Source organism: Acinetobacter sp. D009, assembly GCF_038562025.1.
GTDB classification, from domain to species: Bacteria; Pseudomonadota; Gammaproteobacteria; order Pseudomonadales; family Moraxellaceae; genus Acinetobacter; species Acinetobacter pittii.
The window spans coordinates 1498650-1520116 of sequence record NZ_CP151886.1; the positions used below are offsets into that span (position 1 = coordinate 1498650).

Consider the following 21467-nt stretch of genomic DNA (forward strand, 5'->3'; position numbering starts at 1 on the left):
TAATATTTTTAAAATATTGAATAATGATATTATTTATTTCGGAACTAATAATTAATTTGGGATATTATTTTATGGAAGAGCAAGCTGAAAATTTGACACCCCTTGAACTGAAAATTATGCGTGCTTTACAAGAAAATGGACGTTTAAGTAATGCTGAGTTGGCAAAACTTGTAGGTATTAGTACATCATCTTGTTGGAATCATACTCAGCGCCTTTTTAAGATTGGGGCCATCTTGGATGTTCGTGCTCGAATTAATCCCAATACCGTTCAACGTGGTACTGTAGTGTTAGTCGGTGTAGTTTTGGATCGTTCAACTCCTGATAGCTTTCAAGCATTTGAACAAGCATCGGGTGATTTAGAAAATGTTTTAGAATGTTATCTGGTAGCTGGGGAAGTCGATTATTTTCTCAAAATCCGTGTTAAAGATTTAGCTGCATTTAATCGATTTCATAGTGAAAAGATTATTGCTTTACCCGGAGTAAGACAAGTCAGAACATTTTTTGTGCTAAATGAAGTTAAAACAGATGGCATGTTGGCATTTTAATGGCTCATCATGCTTTAACCTTCTAATACAAAACTGATAGGGTGAAATGATTAAATCGTTGAAGTTGCTAGTTTTAAACCAAACCCAAAAAATAGAATTCCTACGAGAAAGATTCCGCTCGCTGCAATTTTATGGTTCTCTTTAAAAAATGTCGAGAGTTTGATGCCAGAGAAGATTAATGCAGTTAAATAACTAAAACTAATGATCTGTAAAATAATCGCTAAAATTAAAAAGCTCAGAGCAGGATAAGCGTAGTCTGGTTCAACAAATTGAACAAAGAAAGAGAGGAAAAATAAAATTGCTTTAGGATTGAGTAAACTGATACTAAGTGCTGTTTTATAAGGATGAATTTTATCTAAATTGGGTAAATCGGCCATTTCTGATTGACGTTGATTACGTTGTTTCCAGCGTTGAATACTGCCTTGTAATAGTTTAAAGCCTAAGTAAGAAAGATAAAGTGCACCTGTTAATTTAAGAATAACAAATACCCATGGAAAGGCTTTAAGTAAAGAAGCAGCACCAAGTACTGTACACAGCATTAAAATAAGGTCGCCGGTAAAAATACCGAATGCACCCATATATCCGGTTTTAATACCATAACGTGAAGCAATTGACATCACATAAAGAGAATTGGGTCCGGGCAATAACACAATTAGGAATGTACCAATAATATATGTTGTTAAGTCTGTTATGCCGAACACGTGAAACCCAATAAAAAACCGATTTTTGTCATGATAACAAAAATCGGTGATTTTGTATGAAAAGTGCAGTTTTTTAAGATTTTATTTCCGCATCAATTCCAAAAGACTGACGTAACAAAAGGCTTAATTGGTCACGTGCTTTGATAAAGCCATCAACACCACCTTGTAAAAGCTGGAATGCCATTAAGTCATGGTTAAGTTCATCTTTAAAGCTTTGTTCATCTTGCGCTGGTCGAACAATCGCTTCTGCTTGTTTTGCTTGAGAGGCATCAAGTGCCGCATCAACTGTACGTGTATCTTGCTCAAGTTGGGTAAGTAAACTTGGTGAGATCGTAAGTAAATCACATCCAGCAAGGCCAAGTACTTGGTCGATGCTACGGAAGCTTGCGCCCATCACTTGAGTTGGAATGTTTTGCTGTTTGTAATAGGTATAGATTTTCTTCACTGAAACGACACCTGGGTCTTTTTCGATTGGGTAAGCATCTACACCTTCAGCTTTTTTGTACCAATCTAAGATACGACCTACAAATGGCGAAATTAAAGTTACTTTTGCATCTGCACATGCTTGAGCTTGGTGTAAACCGAAAAGGAGGGTGAGGTTACAAGCAATACCTTCAGCTTCTAATACTTTAGCAGCTTGAATACCTTCCCAAGTCGAAGCAATTTTAATCAGAATGCGTGACTGATCAATCCCATAACCTTTGTAAAGTTCACATAATTCATGTGCTTTTTGAATGGTTGCTTCAGTGTCATATGAAAGTGCAGCATCCACTTCTGTTGAAACTCGGCCTTCGATCAGTTTTAAAATTTCTACACCAAATTTTACGGTTAAGATATCAATGGTTCTTTCGATTAACTCATCATTGCTATAGCCTTCTTCTTTGGCTTGATAATAAGCATCTTCAATGAGCTCTTTACTTTCTGGTTGTTCTGCTGCTGCCGTAATCAATGAAGGATTAGTCGTCGCGTCTAATGGACGGAATTTACGAATTGCATCAAGGTCACTACTGTCGGCAACAACGGTCGTTAATGTTTTTAATTGGTCAAGTGCTGTATGAGTCATTGATATTCAACATCTTCAGTAATAAATCTTATGTTTTCTTTATAGCACAAAGTCTATTCATGCTGTCGATATATCAATTGTTATATTTCAAAGAAAAACGTTTAGGTTCTGCATCAAATTTGAAATATTTTTAAGGCAATGGTTGCATTCGTTGCTTACGGATATGTTCAATCAAAAATCTAGCAGCGGCACCAAGCTCACTTTCTCGACTCCACACCAAATCAACATAATATTCAAATCGAGGGGTGAAATCTAATAAATCCAATACTTTAAGTTTATTTTTTAATTCAGGATTTTCTTTAAACATTTCTTGAGGAAGTACACCCCAACCCAAATTGCGCAAGATCATTAAACAAGCGGAGTGGTGGTTATCTGTGCGCCAATAGTGTTTCGAAAAAAGTAACTCGGGTTTTAAAGTCTCATCTCGGCTTGCAACTACAATTTGTCGTGTAGTAAGGATTTGTTCATAAGAAACCTGATTTTGGCTTGCTAGAGGATGGTTGTTTGAAATAACTGGAATTAAGGCCTCACGTTTTAGCTCTACGAATTGTTCTCTGTTATCTAGATGCTCACGTTCAAACATCAGTGCAAGTTGGGCAGACCGGTCTAATAACATTTGGAGTGCATCTTCTTGAGGGGCAGAGACAATATTAATTTGTAGGTCTGGAAAACGACTCTCTAAAAGACAAATATAGTCTGTCCAATTGGTGTGTAAAAGTTCAGACACAATCACAATAGTTAAATTAGCTTCCAAACCTGTACTTAACGCGTGAGCATGCTGTTTCCATTGATTCATCTCAATCAAAAGCTGAGAGGTCTTTTCATATAAAACCCTTGCTTCGTCAGTAGGGACGGGTTCGCGGCCTTTACGGTCAAATAAAGTTAAGTCCAGATCAATTTCTAAATTAGCAATAGACATGCTTACAGCCGAAGGAACTTTGCCAAGTTTACGGGCTGCTGCAGAAAAAGAGCCGGTCTCAATCACGGCTTGAAACATGAGTAGTTGTTCTTGATTAATATTCATCTGTCAAAGAAACTGAAAGAACCTGATTGGATTAATCAATATTATAAAAATAAAATGCACATTATCCAAGTTATTATTGAGTATTTAAAAATGTTGATTTCCAAGAGAAGACTCATTCATGCAATCAGTTATGAAGGAATTTTATTGGTCATCATTGCGATTGCATTAAGTTTTATTTTTGATATGCCAATGGATGTAACCGGTACACTCGGTGTGTTTATGGCAGTGGTTTCAGTTTTCTGGAACATGATTTTTAACCACTATTTTGAAAAAATAGAGCATAAATATAATTGGGAAAGAACGATCCCTGTGCGGATTTTACATGCGATTGGTTTTGAAGGTGGTTTGCTGATTGCAACTGTACCAATGATTGCATATATGCTTCAGATGAGTGTCATTGATGCACTTATTTTAGATATTGGTTTAACCTTATGTATTTTGGTTTATACCTTTATTTTCCAGTGGTGTTACGACCATATCGAAGATAAGTTTTTCCCAGATGCCAAAGCTGCATCACTTCATTAAGCTAATCTATTGAAATGAAATAAGCACCCATTTGGGTGCTTATTTTGTTAGGTCGTTATAGAAATTATTTTTCTACAATCGCAACCACACCTTCACCACCTGCTGTACAGATAGAGATTAATGCACGGCCTGAACCTTTTTGATTAATCAATTTAGCTGCAGTAGCCAAGATACGACCACCAGTTGCAGCAAATGGATGGCCTGCACCTAAAGATGAACCATTTACGTTCAGTTTAGAGCGGTCAATTGAACCCAAAGGTGCATCTAAACCAAGACGCTCTTTACAGAATTTTTCATCTTCCCAAGCTTTCAATGTAGATAACACTTGAGATGCAAATGCTTCATGAATTTCGTAGAAATCGAAATCTTGAAGTTTAAGGTTTGCACGCTTAAGCATGCGAGGCACTGCATAAGCAGGAGCCATTAACAAACCTTCTTTAGGGCCGCTCTTACCAATAAAGTCAACAGCTGCTGTCTCAGAGAAAGAAAGGTAAGCTAAAACTTCATGACCGTTTTCTTTTGCCCATTCTTCAGAAGCAAGCAACACCACAGAAGCACCATCAGTCAACGGAGTTGAGTTACCTGCTGTCATTGTTGCAGTTTCGCCTTTACCGAAAACTGGCTTCAATTTAGCAAGTTTTTCAACTGTGCTGTCTGCGCGTAAGTTGTTGTCACGGTTAAGACCTAAGAATGGAGTCATTAAGTCATCAAAGAAACCACGTTCATAAGCAGCAGCAAGTTTTTGATGGCTGCTAGCAGCTAACTCATCTTGTGCTTCGCGAGTGATACCCCATTCTAAAGCAGTGATGGCTTGGTGCTCACCCATTGAAAGGCCAGTACGTGGTTCACCATTGCTTGGTGCATCAAGAAGCTTTTTAAAATCAATTTTTGTTAAAGCTTTAAGACGGTCTTTACCCGTTTTAGCTACATTGAGTTCAAGTAAAACTTTACGTAAGCCATCACCTACAGCAATCGGCGCGTCAGAAGTGGTGTCTACGCCACCTGCAATACCTACATCGATTTGACCAAGTGCAATTTTGTTTGCAACAACAAAAGCTGCTTGTAAACCTGTACCACAAGCAATTTGAATGTCATAAGCAGGGGTTTCAGGAGCAAGATCTGTGCTTAATACAACTTCACGAGTCATATTAAAGTCACGGCTGTGTTTTAAAACAGCACCAGCAACGACTTCACCAATACGCTTACCTTGTAAGTTAAAGCGTTCAACCAAACCATTCAATGCTGCTGTCAGCATGTCAGAATTTGACGCTTTGAAATAAGCAGTATTTGAACGTGCAAATGGAATACGGTTGCCACCAATAATTGCAACGCGGCGAACAGTGTTTTGGCTCATGGTTTTATCCTGTTGAACAGAAGTTTTGGTTTTTGTTGCTTTTGGTGCTGCAGCTACATTTGAAGATGTAGAAGTAGTTGCTGTAGCCGCGCTCTTGGTGCGAGGGCTACGTGCAGGTGCAGTCGTTGAACGAGTACGTGTCGTTTTTGATGTATTAGTTGCTGCTTTAGGAGTAGTGCTGTTACGCTTAGCCGTGTTAGAAGCCGACTTTGATGTATTTGACACTTTTTCCTGAGCAGAATTCTCGACTGCTGGATTTTCTTGAGTTGTTTTGCTCATAAGGCTTTTCCAAGCATAATAACGATATTCTTGTAAGCTACCTTAACACAATTCAAATAGACCTGTATTGACTAGAATGACATTGTAGATAGCATTCAGGTCAAGACATCCAAAGATGAAGTCAAGTATGATTTGGAGTAACTCTAATGAACGACTGCTTTCATATTGTTGCTATTCATCTCATAACATAATGAAGCCTGTCGTAGAAAATTCATTTCTTTGAGAGATAATAATCATGACTGATCAATACCAAGCATTTACACAATCTCCTATTGGTAAATTCGTTGTTAAAAATCTGGGTTTACCATCGCCAGTTGTATTAGAGCGTTTTGAAAGTGCTCAGCCAGTAGTGAATGGTGCAGTATTGGTTGGCGCAGCGCCGTCAAGTGTATTATCTGGTGCGATTGCACAAGTACTTAGCAATGTTCATGCTGACAGCTATGTAGGCAATAATGTTGCATTACAACAAGAAGCTGCAAAAGTTGGTTTAAATTTACGTCCATTCAATGCAGGCGATAAAGAATCAAAATTCAAAGCAGTTGTATTTGATGCATCTGGTATTCAAAACTCAGAACAGTTAAATGAACTTTATAAATTCTTTAACCCGATTGCACGTCAAGTTGCGACTTCTGGTCGAGTGATTGTGATTGGTACAACTCCTGAAACTGCAAAAACTGTAAAACAAGCAATCGCTCAGCGTGCACTTGAAGGCTTTATCAAATCTGTAGGTAAAGAATTTAAAAAGGGTATTACTGCTCAAGTTGTCTATGTTGATGAAGGTGCTGCTGCAAACCTTGAATCAACATTACGTTTCTTACTTTCTCCACGTTCAGCTTATGTATCTGGTCAAGTGATTCGTGTATCTAAAGCAGATGTGGTTGATGTTGATTGGGCAAAACCACTTGCTGGAAAAACTGCATTAGTAACTGGTGCAAGCCGTGGTATTGGTGAGGCAATTGCACATGTATTGGCTCGAGACGGCGCGCATGTTATTTGTTTAGACGTACCACAACAACAAGCTGACCTTGACCGTGTAGCAGCTGACATTGGCGGTTCTACATTGGCAATTGACATTACAGCTGCTGATGCGGGCGAAAAAATTAAAACTGCTGCTGCAAAACAAGGCGGTTTAGATATTATTGTTCATAACGCAGGTATTACACGTGACAAAACTTTGGCAAACATGAAGCCAGAGCTTTGGGACTTGGTCATTAGTATTAACTTGTCTGCTGCTGAACGCGTAAATGACTACTTGTTAGAAAACGATGGTCTAAATGCAAATGGCCGTATTGTTTGTGTATCATCAATTAGCGGTATTGCTGGTAACCTTGGTCAAACCAACTATGCTGCTTCAAAAGCTGGTGTAATTGGTCTAGTTAAATTTACTGCGCCTATCTTAAAAAATGGTATTACCATTAACGCAGTAGCACCTGGCTTTATCGAAACTCAAATGACTGCTGCGATTCCATTTGCAATTCGTGAAGCTGGTCGCCGTATGAACTCAATGCAACAAGGTGGTTTACCTGTTGATGTAGCAGAAACGATTGCATGGTTTGCATCAACTGCTTCTACAGGCGTAAACGGCAACGTTGTACGAGTGTGTGGTCAAAGCTTGTTGGGCGCTTAAGCACTTTTAGCTAAATAGGGGTGCTTGTGCATCCCTTTTTTATTCAAGAATCTATAAATTATAAAAGGTTAGGTATGAATACTCGTCATTTTAGCCAGCTACCAAAAGCGGCATTGGCTTATCCAAAAGTAGTGCAAGGTTTAATTTTTAAAAAGCCGAAAGGTCCAAAAATATTACCGCAAGTTGAATATGTGGTAGATACTTTAGAAATTGATCAGAACCACCTCAAAGCTTATAACGAAGTATGTGGCTTTCAAAATAATGGCTTTGTACCAGCAATTTATTTGGCTGTGCTTTCTCAAAGTTTGCAAATGCACATGATGACGGCAGAAGCCTTTCCATTTCCAATTTTAGGTTTAGTCCATATTCGTAACCAGATTAAACAGACCAGACCAATTGCTGTGACTGAAAAATTAACTTTGTCATGTAAATTTGGGGAACTAAAACCGCATGATAAAGGTGTTCAGTTCGACTTTATTACCACGGCAAAAGTTGGCAATGAAGTGGTGATGGAAGGCTTAACGACTTATTTATCTCGCCAAAAAGTTGAGAAAAGAGTAGGTGAGAAAGCCAAAGAAGAACAAGCACCAGCTTATGTTCCAAAGGCAGAGTGGAATATTTTAGAAAACACAGGTCGCCGTTATGCGAAAGTGTCTGGTGATTTTAACTTAATTCACATTCATGCCATTACTGCAAAAGCATTTGGCTTTAAGCAAGCCATTGCACATGGTATGTGGAGCAAAGCTAAAGCATTAGCAAACCTTGAATTACCAAATGCTTATGAAGCAGATGTATGGTTTAAGCTGCCAATGTTCTTACCGTCAAAAGTTGAGTTTTTAACTGCCAATACAGATAAAAAGACTGATTTCCTGATTCGCAATGCGAAATCCCAAAAACCGCATGTTGCAGGAACAGTAAAAGCATTATAAAAATATCAGCAGCCTGAACAGAGGTTTGGGCTGCTTTTGAGCAAAATAACAAAAAATGCAAGGAACTTCATGTGATTAAAGAGATTTTACTGGCCGATACCCATAACTATCACGGTATTTTAGATGAACGTTTTATTGATTTAGCTCACCAGTTTAGCCGTCTTCAAGATGCTAGAACAGGACAAGGTGGAGCTGCTTTAGCGGTTTATTTTAGAGGTCAGAAAGTTGTAGATATCTACACGGGTCTAAAATCACAAACCGAAGCTTGGCAACCTGACACATTGGCAGTTTGTTATTCTACAGGTAAGGGCATACTTGCAACTTTAGCGCATATTTTAGTAAGTGAAGGTTTTTTAGAATACGACAAACCGATTGCGACTTATTGGTCTGAGTTTGCTCAAAATGGAAAAGAGCAAATGACATTGCGTCATGTGCTAAGCCATCAAAGTGGCATGTTTGATGTGCGAAATATCATCGAAAGTGCGCGAGAAATGCTCGACTGGTCACATATGTTAGATGTGGTCGCGGCGACTAAGCCAAGATTCCTTGCAGGAGAGAGTAATGCTTATCAAGCTTTAACATTTGGTTGGCTTGTGGGTGGTGTACTTGAAAAAGCAACTGGCCAATCTTTAGATCAGCTCATGCAAAATTATCTTGTTGAACCATTAAAGTTAGATGGGGCATATTTTGGGACGCCTGAAAATGAGTTGGATCGTGTAGCACGTTTAATTATTCAACCAAAACCAGAAAAACCAGCGTCTACTCAAGTTGAAAAACCTAAAAAGCCACAGACGCGCAAGAGTTCACTCTCTGAAAAAATGATTACGTGGACTGGACAAGACCCTCAAGACTTTCAAGATGCCATGATTCCAAAAGGAATGAAACATCTTAGTTTCTTTAGTGACGAGGGGTTGCAAGCAGTCATTCCAGCAGCGAACGGCACTTTTACTGCAAATAGTCTTGCTAAAATTTATGCGATGTTGGCAAATCAAGGTGAATGGGACGGACAGCAAATTATTCGCCCAGAAGTATTTAAAGAGCTCAGCACCATCCAAAGTTATGCACGTGATCGTGTTATGCCAATTCCGATGAATTGGCGTTTAGGCTATCACCGTATTATTACCATGGGTAAACGCGCTAAAAATGGCTTTGGACATATTGGTTACAATGGTTCAGGAGCGTGGTGCGATCCTGAGCGTGGCCTCAGCTTTGCTTATACGCATAACTTTCAGATTGGTTCAATCACAGGTGATTATCGTTTGTGGGGACTGACTCAAGAAGCCTTACGTTGCACTGACCAAATTTTAAAAGGTCGTAAAGGCTGGTTCTAATTTTAGTATTTTAAAGCTGGCATTCTAATCAATGCCAGCTTATACATTTATAACAACTCTAGGCGAATAATCGCTTCGGTATGGCGCTTGAAGTCTTGCTCAGCTAAACCATGTAAACCAAGTTTATAAATACCTTCTAAGCCGCAAACAAAGGCAATGAGTCGCCATGCAATGTCTGTGGAATTTGATCTGTTTTTAAATTCACCTTCTTTTTGGCCACACTCAATCGCTTGCACAATTGTTTGATGCCAATTCTGCATGGCAAGGTTATAAGCCTGTTGTATTTCAATATCTTGCTCAATCAAGAGTTCAGCTTCATTCCATAAACGTAAGTAGGGCTGAAGTCTGTCGATATTTTCTGCACCTAATAAGATGAACAGTCTTTGAAATTGGCTGGTTGTTTGGAGAGTTTGTTCAATTTCATCGAGCTGTTCCATCAGCTTTAAAAAAGCTTCAGCTTTTAAGTGAGATGCCGAAGAAAAGTGGTGGTGAACTTGTCCGGTAGAGGTTTGTGCTTCTGTTGCGATTCTACGTACCGTCATGGCAGTAAAACCTTCAGCCAAAGCAACTTGCATGGCAGCTTGCAGAATCATTTCTCTGCGTTGATCGCGATTAAGATAGGCCATGTTTTTTCACCTGACTGAATTCGACACAAATTACATTAAAACTAAAAGTTGGACAAGTGTCCAATTGTGTATATAATAACCATGATTTGAACACATGTCCAAGTTTTGGATATTGAAGAGCGTTATGCAAAAAAAATGGTTAATCCTGACAATTATCGTCCTTATATATTTACCAGTTACGATTGATGCAACGGTGATGCATGTTGCAACACCATCTTTAAGTGCAGCATTGAATTTAACTGCCAATCAGCTTTTATGGGTCATTGATATTTATTCACTGATTATGGCGGGTTTGATTTTGCCGATGGGTGCACTTGGCGATCGTATTGGCTTTAAAAAATTATTATTTATTGGAACTGCAGTTTTTGGTGTGGGTTCGTTAGCTGCGGCTTTTTCTCCAACTGCCTATGCCTTAATTGCTTCTCGTGCTGTCTTAGGGCTAGGGGCAGCTATGCTTATTCCTGCCACTTTATCAGGCATCCGTAATGCTTTTACCGAAGAAAAGCAGAGAAATTTTGCACTTGGTCTTTGGTCTACAGTGGGTGGTGGTGGAGCAGCTTTTGGTCCATTAGTCGGTGGTTTTGTACTAGAACACTTCCATTGGGGAGCTGTATTCCTTATCAATATCCCGATTATTTTGGTGGTTCTAGTTATGATTGCGATCATCATCCCTAAACAACAAGAGAAGACTGATCAGCCAATTAATTTAGGGCAAGCTTTAATTTTAGTCGTGGCAATTTTAAGCCTCATCTATTCAATCAAATCGGCGATGTATAACTTTTCAGTGCTTACGGTTGTAATGTTTGTGATTGGTATAAGTACTTTAATTCACTTTATTCAAAGCCAAAAAAGAAGTACGACGCCAATGATTGATCTGGAATTATTTAAACATCCAGTGATTTCTACCAGCATTGTCATGGCGGTAGTTTCTATGATTGCTTTGGTTGGGTTCGAATTGCTCTTGTCTCAAGAATTGCAGTTTGTACATGGTTTTTCTCCATTACAGGCAGCCATGTTTATTATTCCATTCATGATTGCAATTAGTTTAGGTGGTCCACTAGCAGGAATCTGTTTAAATAAATGGGGACTTAGGCTTGTATCTACTGTTGGTATTTTAATAAGTGGATTTAGTCTATGGGGACTTGCTCAGCTTAACTTCTCGACCGACCACTTTTTAGCATGGACATGTATGGTCTTTTTAGGCTTTAGCATTGAGATTGCGTTGCTGGCCTCAACTGCTGCGATTATGTCATCTGTACCTCCGCAAAAGGCGAGTGCAGCAGGTGCCATAGAAGGGATGGCTTACGAGCTTGGGGCTGGTTTGGGCGTTGCTATATTTGGGTTAATGTTATCTTGGTTTTATAGTCGTTCAATTATTTTGCCAGAACAGCTCCCAACGGACTTAATTGAAAAAGCGAGTATCTCGATTGGAGAAACCATGCAATTAGCGTCTAATCTTGAAAATCCTTTGGGAGGACAATTAATTACAGTTGCGCAACAAGCTTTTAGCTATGCCCATAGTTGGGTGCTTACCATCTCAGCTATTTGTTTCTTCCTTTTAACTGCATTTGTCTGGTTTAGCTTTCCAAAGAAAGTAAATTAAAACTAAAGGATAAAAAGAGAGACTACCTTTCTTCTTATCCTTAAATTTCTTTTTAATATTTTCTACATATTAAAAATTGGTTATTTAATTCTCATAAATAAACTATTCTTTAAAAGGGTTCATATTTTTATTTCAAAATGATTCATTATTCATGTATTTGAAATTTAATGAAAAATTAATTATTGTGAAATTGACTGCTTAAAAATGGTTTGCTAACCTGCTATTCGAAAAATCTAAAAACAAATAAAAGAGGCTGCTGTGAATTTTAAATTAAAAACATCACTCATAATTGGAGCAATTGTTGCGTCTTCACTTGTATATGCCGCAACTGTACTTTCACCAAATCAGAATAATAATAGTGGATCAATTCCATCCGGTTATTCAGATTTAGAATTTAATCTAGCAAATGGGAATTGGGTCAAAAACCTCACTTTACCCTCAAGCGCTAATAATTTGGACAAAATTACAATTCGTTCTAGTGCTGCCTATAGTAGTTATTTAGATACTTCTAATACCAATATTCCGTTAGAGGTTTTAAAGATAAATAGTGGTGATGTTTACCAATTCATCTTTAATAGTAGTCAAAATAAATGGATTGCTCAGTTAGCGACAGTGAGTCCTACCAATGGTGCGACCTATGAAGTCGTTCCATTAACAACTGCATCAATGCAAAAAGTACTTATTCAAAATGACAAATGGGCACAAACCATAGCATTACCGAGTGATGTACGTGATGGAACAACCGTACAAGTTGTTTCTACAGCAAGTGCAAGTTCGGACATTGATAAAACAAACTTACTATTCCCGAGCAGTTTTATATTAAAAAATGGATCTGAATATTGGTTTAAATATTATTCTGCTTTAGGAAAATGGGTTCCAGAATATATAAAACCACAGAAGCTAAATGTTCAGCAAATTGGAACGTCATTAGCGACAGTTAATAGTCCACTTACAGAAATTTCATTTGGAGATGGAAACTGGGTTTCCAATTTCACTTTGCCTACCACTGCAAGTGATCGGGATAGAATTATTATTAAGTCTACAGCGACTTGGTCTGCAAAAATTAATAATACAAATATTAATAGCCAAGCGACCCTAACGCTTAAAACAGGCGATCAATATGAGTTTATGTATGTAAGCGACAAAGGATATTGGCAACTGATCTCTTCACCAACAAAGGTGATTGATTCAACGGCAATAATCCCTGCAACTCTACCGAATATGACTCAGCCTACTTTAAAAGTGAAACTGTCTACATCAAATTGGCAGCCAACCTTGCAACTACCTGCTAAAGCTCAAGTCGGGGATAAGGTGGTTATTGTGTCTAATGCATCGGCAGACACTTATATTAATGCCCCTAATGGCTTGTCTACTGCAATTAAAAATGGTGAAAATCGCCGTTTTATATACACCGCTCAAGGCTGGACAGTAGATAGTTATACAATTGATATGTTGTTGGTTTCTAGCCCAGAGGTAAACTCAATTTTAGGAGAGAGCGCTGCAAAACTTAGAATGATTGAAGGTGTGAACTTAACGAATTTAACTGCTGAAAATTCGAATGCACGCTTTTACTTAAGAAATGTGGGCTATTTAACTTATAAAATCCCGGCTGCCACTTTAAAAGAAGCAATCTCTACTGGACGAGATGACACCACGGTACAAAATGAGCGGAAACGTGTATTGGCAGACGGTGTCTATTATCAAGGTAATGAACCAGGTGATGGCGGTTGTGGTTGGGCTTGGATTAATGCTTCTGCATATAACATGATTGGCGCAAATGATATTGCAGGTTGTTCTTTCGCGGCCATGCGTCATGAAGTCGGGCATAATCTTGGTCTATACCATAATGGTTCAACCAATATTGGCTCAGGTTTTGCTCATCCGTTAGGAAGTACTGCAATGGGGGGCAATAATATTAATTTTTATTCGAGTCCATACTTATACAACCCGAAATATGGTGTACGTTTAGGTGTAGAAGGAAAAATTGATGCGGTCAGTGTCATTAATCTGAACGCACAGAAAATTTCTCTATATAACTAATCTCTATTTTTAGCTGTAAATAATGAAGAAAAATAAATTGTTAATAGGAACTGCTATCGCTTGTGTGGCGTTAGCAGTTTTAATCTGGTTTGCCTTTTCACAGCAAAGCTCTTCTGCTTTAACATCGTCTTCAGAAAATGGGCAAGGGACTGGGCAAAAACTGGCAGATAATCAGAATGAATTTGCTCGTCAAAATATACTGAATTTGAATCCGTCCGAAAAAGAAAGATTGTCTCAGCAACAGATTGTTTTTAATGAAATAGAAAAGGATCAACTGCCTTCTAATGTTAATTTTCCACTAATTAAAAATGCAGAAGGTATGGTCATTAAATATGATCCAAATGTGATTGAACTTAAAAAAGTGGGTGACACTGTTAAGTTCCAAATGTTGGAATATGGCATTAATCGCACTGGCAAAATTGTAGAGATCGAACCTGTTGACCAAGATATTGTTCGGTGGACTGGTAAATTTGATCAGGGCGATCCGAATCAAAATTTCTTTACCATTACTCAAAGTCAAAAAGACCACTATACAATCATGCAAATTTTTACCGAGAAGGGAAATTATTCGGCTGAAATTAAGGATGGTGTGGGGCTCGTGCAAACGATGGATGAGGGTGTTACAGATCAGGAGTTACACCATGATCATCCTTAGACAAATAAACGGTTCTGGTAGAGAAAAGAAGCCAGTTCGCAGTTTATCTGTACGGATATGAGCTTTATGCGTTCACACTCTTTTAAAAACAAAGTATGCTTATGCCTGTAACAAGGAGCATACATGTATCAAGTACTTGCTAGAAAATACCGTCCACGTAATTTCAATGAGTTAGTGGGGCAAAACCACGTTTCTCGTGCATTAAGTAGTGCATTGGAACGCGGTCGTCTTCACCATGCTTATTTATTTACAGGAACGCGTGGTGTAGGTAAAACTACAATTGCACGTATTTTAGCCAAGTGTTTGAACTGTGAAACGGGTGTGACTTCTACACCATGTGAAGTCTGCGCAACGTGTAAGGCAGTAAATGAAGGCCGTTTTATTGACCTGATCGAAATCGATGCGGCTTCAAGAACAAAAGTAGAAGATACACGTGAACTTTTAGACAACGTTCCGTATGCGCCAACGCAAGGACGTTTTAAGGTTTACCTGATTGACGAAGTACATATGCTATCAACGCATTCTTTTAATGCGTTATTAAAAACACTAGAAGAACCACCAGAACACGTTAAGTTTCTGTTTGCAACGACTGACCCACAAAAGCTACCGATTACAGTCATTTCACGTTGTTTGCAATTTACTTTACGACCTTTAGCCGTTGATGAAATTACAAAGCATCTTGGCGCTATTCTTGAAAAAGAACAGATTACTGCTGACCAAGATGCAATTTGGCAAATTGCTGAATCTGCTCAAGGTTCACTGCGTGATGCATTATCTTTAACTGACCAAGCCATTGCTTATGGTCAAGGTTCAGTACATCATCAAGATGTTAAAGAAATGCTTGGTTTGATTGATCGTACGATCATTTATGATTTGATTTTGGCGATTCATCAAAATCAACGTGAGAAAGTTAGTCAGCTTTTATTGCAATTTAGACATCAAGCGCTAGATGTTTCACTTGTGCTTGATCAGCTCATTTCGACATTGCATGAATTGGCAATTTTGCAATATCTACCTGATTTGAGTTTGAAATATAGCGATGAAATCAATCGCAAAATCATGCAATTGTCTAAGCTGATTTCTGCTCAAGATTTACAGCTTTATTACCAAATCGCATGTAAAGGACGTTCAGACTTGCAACTTGCCGTGACGCAAGAGCAAGGCTTTGAAATGTGTGTTTTACGCTTATTGGCATTCCGACCTTTAGCGCCTAATGAAATTGTGGTATCAGAGCCTGTTCAACAAAATGAGCAAGCAGTGGTGAGTTTGAGCCAACAAGTTCAGCAAAAAGCTCAGGAGATTACTCCAGTAAATACGGTTCAACCTGTTGAAGTTATTAACCAGCCAACTATGGTTGAACCTGAACCTGAACCTGAACCTGAACCTGAACCTGAACCTGAACCTGAACCTGAACCTGAACCTGAACCTGAACCTCAGTCTAATCAGGATTTAATGGTATTTGACCCAAATCATCATGAGTTGATTGGGCTTGATTCAGCAGTTGTTCAAGAGACTGTTAGTGTTCTAGAGGAAGATTTCATTCCTGTACCAGAACAAAAGTTAGTACAAGTGCAAGCAGAAACACAAACTAAAAATATTGAACCTGAACCAGCTTTCACTGCTGAACCTATGGGTTTATTTGAAACGCCTAGCGCTGAATTTTCGCTGGCCCAAGATACGCCTGATCTTGCCTCTGAACCTGTTATTGAGCAGCAATCATTGGTGCAGGCTGAAGTTGTTGAAACAGTTGCCGTTGTAAAAGAGCCTAGTGCAACTGATCACGGTCAGTTGATGCCTCAAGATATCTTGAAGCTTTCTCCTCAAGTTTTGGAAGGTGAGTGGACACTCGAAAAGTGGGAATATTGGTTTAGAAATAGTCAGCTTTCTCCAGCTGTTCAAGAACTTGCTCAACATGGTGTGATGACTGGTGAAATTGGTGGCAATACTATTTTCCATATTCCTCAAGAATATGAAAATATGCTGACCCAATTACAACAAGGCCTTATTGATGCATTAAATGAGCAATGGCCGAATACTCAGTTTACAGTTGAATATGGTGCTTTGAATACATCTACTCCCTATACCATTCAAAGTGCACGTAAAGAAAAAGCCTTTCACCGAGCAGCTGAGCTATTACAGCAACAGCCAGTTATTAAGAGTCTCATAGAAACTTTTGATGGCGAACTACAAAATATTCAATTAAAGCCTTAAATTCATCTGATTTTTGATCTGGTGCAGAATATGAAAATAATAGAGTTTTCATATTCTTCATTGGATTGAAATATTTGGGTCATGTCACTGTCATTGTACTTTTCTATGTTAGCCATTTTAGATTTTAAATGGACTATATATCGTCATGAGAAGGCAATGCACTGGAATAAATTGTTTTAAATATTCATATTTTTTATTAATCGGCGCGATTCTGCTGAGTGGTTGTAACGACTCCGCAAATGATAGTTCAAATACACCAGAAACAGGTAAAAAGCCTGTAATGCGCTGTGCTCCATAAACTTAAATAATAAAAAGAACCTGATCATGATTACACGTCGTAAATTTTTAAATTATTCTTTAAATATGGGTTTTGGTGCTGCGGCATTGGCAGCTTTCCCATCTAGTATTCAAAAAGCTTTAGCAATTCCTGCAAACAATAAAACTGGCACCATTCAGGATGTCGAACACGTTATTATTTTAATGCAGGAAAACCGATCTTTTGACCATTACTTCGGAACACTAAAAGGCGTCCGAGGGTTTGCCGATCGTTTTACGATTCCTTTGCCAAGTGGCCGCCGTGTTTGGGAGCAGCTTAGAAGTAATGGGCAAGTTTTAACGCCTTTTCACTTAAATGGTACAGCCAATAATGCACAGCGTGCAGATGGTACGCCACATACTTGGAACGACAGTCAGCTGGCTTGGGACAATGGGCGCATGGCGAACTGGCCAACTCATAAAACTGATATCTCAATGGGTTATTTTAAAGAAAAAGAAATTCCATATCAGTTTGCGCTTGCGAATGCTTTTACGATTTGTGATGCCTACCATTGCTCTATGCACACTGGAACAGATGCAAACCGTTCTTATCATTTAACGGGTACAAATGGTGCAACACCGACCAAGCGTTCATTTGTAAACAATGAGTGGGATTGGATTGATGGTAACCCAGCGACGGCAGACCGTGGTTATACATGGAAAACTTATGCCGAACGCTTAGAAGAAGCAGGGGTAAGTTGGATTTGTTATCAAAATATGCCAGATGAATGGGGCGATAATATGTTGGGTGCATTTCGTTCGTTTAGAAAGGCCAACATTGCATCTGGCTATCCTGTTTCAAGTGGCGGCGAACCGAATAAACCATATGCTGATACGGGTCAAAAACTACCTTATAAAGCCTATGATGCTGCGACCGATAATGCCAAAAATCCACTTTATAAGGGCATTGCAAATACATTGCCGGGCAATAAACCAGAAGAATATCTTGATGCTTTTAAACGAGACATTCGTGAAGGTAAATTACCTCAAGTCTCTTGGATTAATGCACCATCAATTTATTGTGAACATCCAGATCCTTCAAGCCCTGTCCAAGGGGCATGGTTTATTCAAGAAATTATTGATGCTTTAACTGCCGTGCCAGAGGTTTGGAGTAAAACAGCACTCATTATCAATTTCGATGAAAATGATGGTTACTTTGACCATATGCCATCGCCATCAGCGCCATCTCGACTTAAAAATGGTCAGTATGCTGGCAAATCGACATTAAGTAGTGCCGATATGCAGGACGAATACTTTGACCATGCCGCGCCTGAAGGAAGCCATTCACAGCCTACACCGGATGGACGAGTTTATGGACCAGGCCCTCGTGTTCCGTTATATGTGATTTCCCCATGGAGTCGTGGTGGTTGGGTGAACTCACAAGTGTTTGACCATACCTCTGTGCTCATGTTCTTAGAAAAACGTTTTGGTGTAAAAGAGCCGAATATCAGTGCGTATCGCCGTGCAGTGTGTGGTGATTTGACCAGTGCATTTAACTTTAAAACACCAAATGCAGATGTTTTACCGCAGCTGAATGGTAAACAAACACGTGTGCAAGCAGATGAGTTAAGAGAAAATCAAGAAGCTTTACCAGCTGTGCCTGTACCCACGGATACGAAGTTACCGATTCAGCAAAGTGGTATACGTCTTTCACGTGCGTTACCTTACGAGTTGCATACCAGTGCACGCTGTAAAGCGGATGGCAAAGTGCAATTAATATTCTCTAATACAGGTACGCAAGCTGCGGTTTTTCATGTTTATGACAAGCTCAACTTAGACCGAATTCCTAAGCGTTATATTGTCGAGCCGAACAAAGCTCTAGATGATGAATGGGACGCTTTAAAAGATAATTTAGGTCGTTATGATTTATGGGTACTCGGTCCAAATGGCTACCATCGTCATTTCAAAGGGGATACTCAACGTATTGTTGATAGTGGTGTTAAACCTGAAATTCGAGTGTGCTATGACATTGCCAATGGTGATGTTTATGTCGAACTTATGAATGATGGTACTAAAGATGCGATATTGACGGTAAAACCGTGTGCATATCGACAAGATGCGCCGTTACAACTTACCGTAAAAGCGGGACAGGTTGTTAAGCAGCATTGGGCTTTGGCCGATGTAGGGCATTGGTATGATTTTGAAATCACCATTCAGAGTGATCCATATTATTACCGACGTTTTGCTGGTCGAGTCGAAACGGGTGAAGATTCCTTTAGTGACCCTGCAATGATGTAAGCTAAAATGAGGCAAAAAGAGCTGTGTATTTTCTTTTTGCCTCATTTTTTATAATAAGAAATTCTCTAAAACCTCACGAACTGTCTCGGAAATTGGCACAGTCTTACGCGTTTCGCGATCAACAAACACATGCACAAAATGTCCTTGAGCTGAGGCTTGGTTCTGACCTTGTTTAAAGATTGCTAATTCATAACGCAATGAAGTCGTACCGATTTTACCAATCGCAACACCTACTTGAATAATTTCTGGAAATGACAATTCCTGAAGAAAACTACAAGCTGAATCGACCACTAACCCAATTGCTTTTGCTTCATGAATATCAAAACCTGTTTTTTGAATCAGTAAAGCATTGGCTGCTGTATCGAAGTAGCTATAGTAAGTCACATTATTCACATGACCATAAATATCGTTATCTGCCCAACGCGTTTGAATATCTAAAAAGAACTTAAATTGATCACGGATTTTTAAAACTGGTTTCGTCATTAATGAATCGCCTGATAAATTGCCAAAGCAGCGGCTTCTGTCATGTCACGTGGGTTATTTTGTAGTAAACGGGTTTGCAACATGGCATCTTCAGCAAGTCGAGGTAAGCTGGACTCGTCAATACCCAAATCACTAAGTCTTAAAGTCAAACCACTACGGTCTAAATGGTTCTGCATATGGTCAATAAACAGATCGCATAAACCATCGGTACTGCCATTACTATATGGGTCGAGCCATTGCATAAGCTCTGCATAGTATTTTTTTGCATTAGGTGCATTAAATTTTAATACTTCAACCAGTACTAAAGCATTGGTATGTCCATGCGACAAATGAAAATGACCGCCCAATGGGTAAGCTAAAGCATGTACAGCGGCAACAGGCGAGTTTGCAAACGCTTGACCCGCGAGCATTGAACCAAAAAGCATGTTTTGACGTGCTTCTAAATCATTACCATCTTTAAGAACTTTTGGTAAGTTATGGTTTAACAATTTCAAAGCATGCTTGGCTAAAATATCCGTATAAATATTTTTTTTATGCTTAGAGGTATATGCTTCAATAGCATGTACCATCGCATCAATACCTGTTGCAGCAGTAATATGAGCAGGTAGATTTTGGGTAAAATTTGCATCAAGAATTGCAGTGTCGGCGTAGAGTACTGGAGAGACAATCCCCATCTTTGTCGTCTCACCTGTAGTGACAATTGAAATTGGCGTTACTTCTGAGCCTGTACCGGCTGTAGTAGGAATCAAAATAAGCGGAAGACGAGCTGTAGTGACCTGATTCACGCCGTACATCTCTTGCAAACTTTGGGTCTGATTAGGGTGGGCGAGTAAAGCAATAACTTTTGCAACATCTAGAGAACTACCGCCACCAAAACCAATAATGACATCAACATTTTGCTGTTTAGCATAAGTGGCTGCATCTAGTACTACCTGTTCAGGCGGGTCAGCTTGCACATCAGCATAGATGACATATTCAATATTGAGCGTATCTAAAATTTGAAGGATGGGAAGGTGTAATTGATTTTTAACCATGCCTGCATCGGTGACTAGCAATAACTTACGGTAAGCTTTTGACGACAAAACATTTTGTAATTCTTGTATAGAGCCTAAGCCAGAGATGATATTTGGAACAGTTTGAAATTGAAAATGGCTCATATACATTATTTCCTTATTTTTGAACATTATTGTTGAATGGTTCTATAAGATTCTATCTCCGAATAAGTTAGCATAAGAAACTTTAAAATAAAGTAGTTCTGAAGTGACTATGCTTTTCTTAAGCCTTGTGCTACCCATAGATAAATACTTTTTTGCAATGTTGGGTCCGACATGTAAGTGAGGATTACCAAAATATTTAAACCCTCGTCGAAAAGTGGGCTTTTTGTTATTTATAGGGTTCTCTAGATTTTCTGGCAAGCTTCTAATTTATATAATGCCTTAACAATTTATAATTTTATCGGTTCTAAAAAGTGAAAATTTCTAAAACTTTTCTTAGTATTATGGGATGTACGTGTTTGATGCTTAGCTCGGCAGCAATCGCGAAAACCAGCTCTAGTGTATATTCGCCTACAAAAGGTGTAATTTGTGACAAATATATTTGTGCTGACAAAAAAGGTATTTCTAAAAAGCTTACAGCTAAATATTTAGGCACTTATAAAGCGAATAAAGCCTTCTCTCAAGGTGATTTTGATGCTTCAGCGTTTACGCTCTCAAACGGTGTGTTCTGTGATACTAAAACAAAACTATGCCATGTTGATCGATACTTTCAGAATGGGCATCGCAGTAAAATTGATAGAACTATGACAGATAAACTTTTTAAAAATAAATAATTTTTCTATTGCAGAAATGAGGTAAATATCATCTGATAGATGAGTCTGTAAAAGTAAAGTTAAATCGCAAAAGACCCCGCTAACTATCGA

The 21467-nt window shown here is 38.7% G+C and carries 18 protein-coding genes; 11 read left to right on the forward strand and 7 right to left on the reverse strand.

Features of this window, described 5'->3' with window-relative positions:
- Positions 1–71 precede the first annotated feature (71 nt).
- Entirely contained in the window at positions 72–545 is a 474-nt protein-coding gene (locus AAC388_RS07000; protein ID WP_016140663.1) for an Lrp/AsnC family transcriptional regulator, read from the forward strand.
- A 50-nt stretch (positions 546–595) separates the two neighbouring features.
- Here the strand turns inward: AAC388_RS07000 and leuE are convergent, their stop codons facing one another.
- From leuE to AAC388_RS07015, 3 genes are all read right to left on the reverse strand, one after another.
- On the reverse strand, positions 596–1246 hold the full coding sequence (leuE, locus tag AAC388_RS07005; RefSeq protein ID WP_342371381.1) for a leucine efflux protein LeuE: 651 nt from the start codon (positions 1244–1246) through the stop codon (positions 596–598).
- Between the two features lie 73 nt (positions 1247–1319).
- Complete coding sequence (tal, locus tag AAC388_RS07010; RefSeq protein WP_016145719.1) at positions 1320–2309, reverse strand: transaldolase; 990 nt, start codon at positions 2307–2309, stop codon at positions 1320–1322.
- Between the two features lie 130 nt (positions 2310–2439).
- The gene (locus AAC388_RS07015; protein ID WP_336026439.1) at positions 2440–3333 is read right to left on the reverse strand and encodes a LysR family transcriptional regulator; all 894 of its coding nucleotides are present in this window, start codon (positions 3331–3333) and stop codon (positions 2440–2442) included.
- A 90-nt stretch (positions 3334–3423) separates the two neighbouring features.
- Between AAC388_RS07015 and aceI the strand changes: the two genes are divergently transcribed.
- Positions 3424–3858, forward strand: coding sequence for a chlorhexidine efflux PACE transporter AceI (aceI, locus tag AAC388_RS07020; protein WP_002115172.1), 435 nt, complete (start codon positions 3424–3426; stop codon positions 3856–3858).
- Positions 3859–3922: 64 nt separating this feature from the next.
- On the opposite strand, the gene AAC388_RS07025 is transcribed toward aceI, so the two are convergent.
- Positions 3923–5491: an acetyl-CoA C-acetyltransferase gene (locus tag AAC388_RS07025; protein ID WP_075384138.1), complete on the reverse strand. Its 1569-nt coding sequence runs from the start codon at positions 5489–5491 to the stop codon at positions 3923–3925.
- A 235-nt stretch (positions 5492–5726) separates the two neighbouring features.
- Between AAC388_RS07025 and AAC388_RS07030 the strand changes: the two genes are divergently transcribed.
- From AAC388_RS07030 to AAC388_RS07040, 3 genes are all read left to right on the forward strand, one after another.
- On the forward strand, positions 5727–7118 hold the full coding sequence (locus AAC388_RS07030) for a 3-oxoacyl-ACP reductase (protein WP_342371382.1): 1392 nt from the start codon (positions 5727–5729) through the stop codon (positions 7116–7118).
- Between the two features lie 74 nt (positions 7119–7192).
- On the forward strand, positions 7193–8047 hold the full coding sequence (locus tag AAC388_RS07035) for a MaoC/PaaZ C-terminal domain-containing protein (protein WP_032038164.1): 855 nt from the start codon (positions 7193–7195) through the stop codon (positions 8045–8047).
- A gap of 71 nt (positions 8048–8118) precedes the next feature.
- Complete coding sequence (locus tag AAC388_RS07040) at positions 8119–9378, forward strand: serine hydrolase domain-containing protein (protein WP_342371383.1); 1260 nt, start codon at positions 8119–8121, stop codon at positions 9376–9378.
- Between the two features lie 47 nt (positions 9379–9425).
- Here the strand turns inward: AAC388_RS07040 and AAC388_RS07045 are convergent, their stop codons facing one another.
- The gene (locus tag AAC388_RS07045) at positions 9426–10004 is read right to left on the reverse strand and encodes a TetR family transcriptional regulator (RefSeq protein ID WP_199997550.1); all 579 of its coding nucleotides are present in this window, start codon (positions 10002–10004) and stop codon (positions 9426–9428) included.
- A 124-nt stretch (positions 10005–10128) separates the two neighbouring features.
- Here AAC388_RS07045 and amvA point away from each other — a divergent pair, with 124 nt between their 5' ends.
- The 5 genes from amvA to AAC388_RS07070 all read left to right on the forward strand — a co-directional run bounded on the left by amvA (position 10129) and on the right by AAC388_RS07070 (position 19066).
- Positions 10129–11607 (forward strand): multidrug efflux MFS transporter AmvA, encoded by a 1479-nt coding sequence (gene amvA / locus AAC388_RS07050; protein ID WP_342371384.1) that lies wholly within the window; start codon positions 10129–10131, stop codon positions 11605–11607.
- Positions 11608–11865: 258 nt separating this feature from the next.
- Positions 11866–13647 (forward strand): metalloendopeptidase CpaA, encoded by a 1782-nt coding sequence (gene cpaA, locus AAC388_RS07055; protein WP_342371385.1) that lies wholly within the window; start codon positions 11866–11868, stop codon positions 13645–13647.
- A 22-nt stretch (positions 13648–13669) separates the two neighbouring features.
- On the forward strand, positions 13670–14302 hold the full coding sequence (cpaB, locus tag AAC388_RS07060) for a metalloprotease secretion chaperone CpaB (RefSeq protein WP_342371386.1): 633 nt from the start codon (positions 13670–13672) through the stop codon (positions 14300–14302).
- A 123-nt stretch (positions 14303–14425) separates the two neighbouring features.
- Positions 14426–16513, forward strand: coding sequence for a DNA polymerase III subunit gamma/tau (locus AAC388_RS07065; protein ID WP_342371387.1), 2088 nt, complete (start codon positions 14426–14428; stop codon positions 16511–16513).
- Between the two features lie 324 nt (positions 16514–16837).
- Entirely contained in the window at positions 16838–19066 is a 2229-nt protein-coding gene (locus tag AAC388_RS07070; RefSeq protein WP_342371388.1) for a phospholipase C, phosphocholine-specific, read from the forward strand.
- A gap of 48 nt (positions 19067–19114) precedes the next feature.
- Here the strand turns inward: AAC388_RS07070 and AAC388_RS07075 are convergent, their stop codons facing one another.
- A complete protein-coding gene (locus AAC388_RS07075; RefSeq protein WP_130172462.1) occupies positions 19115–19549 on the reverse strand; it encodes a thioesterase family protein in 435 nt (144 codons plus the stop codon).
- Positions 19549–20706: an iron-containing alcohol dehydrogenase gene (locus AAC388_RS07080; protein WP_342371389.1), complete on the reverse strand. Its 1158-nt coding sequence runs from the start codon at positions 20704–20706 to the stop codon at positions 19549–19551. Before AAC388_RS07080 ends, AAC388_RS07075 begins: the two co-directional genes overlap by 1 nt.
- Before the next feature lie 341 nt (positions 20707–21047).
- Between AAC388_RS07080 and AAC388_RS07085 the strand changes: the two genes are divergently transcribed.
- A complete protein-coding gene (locus AAC388_RS07085; protein ID WP_213034021.1) occupies positions 21048–21377 on the forward strand; it encodes a YcgJ family protein in 330 nt (109 codons plus the stop codon).
- Positions 21378–21467 lie beyond the last annotated feature (90 nt).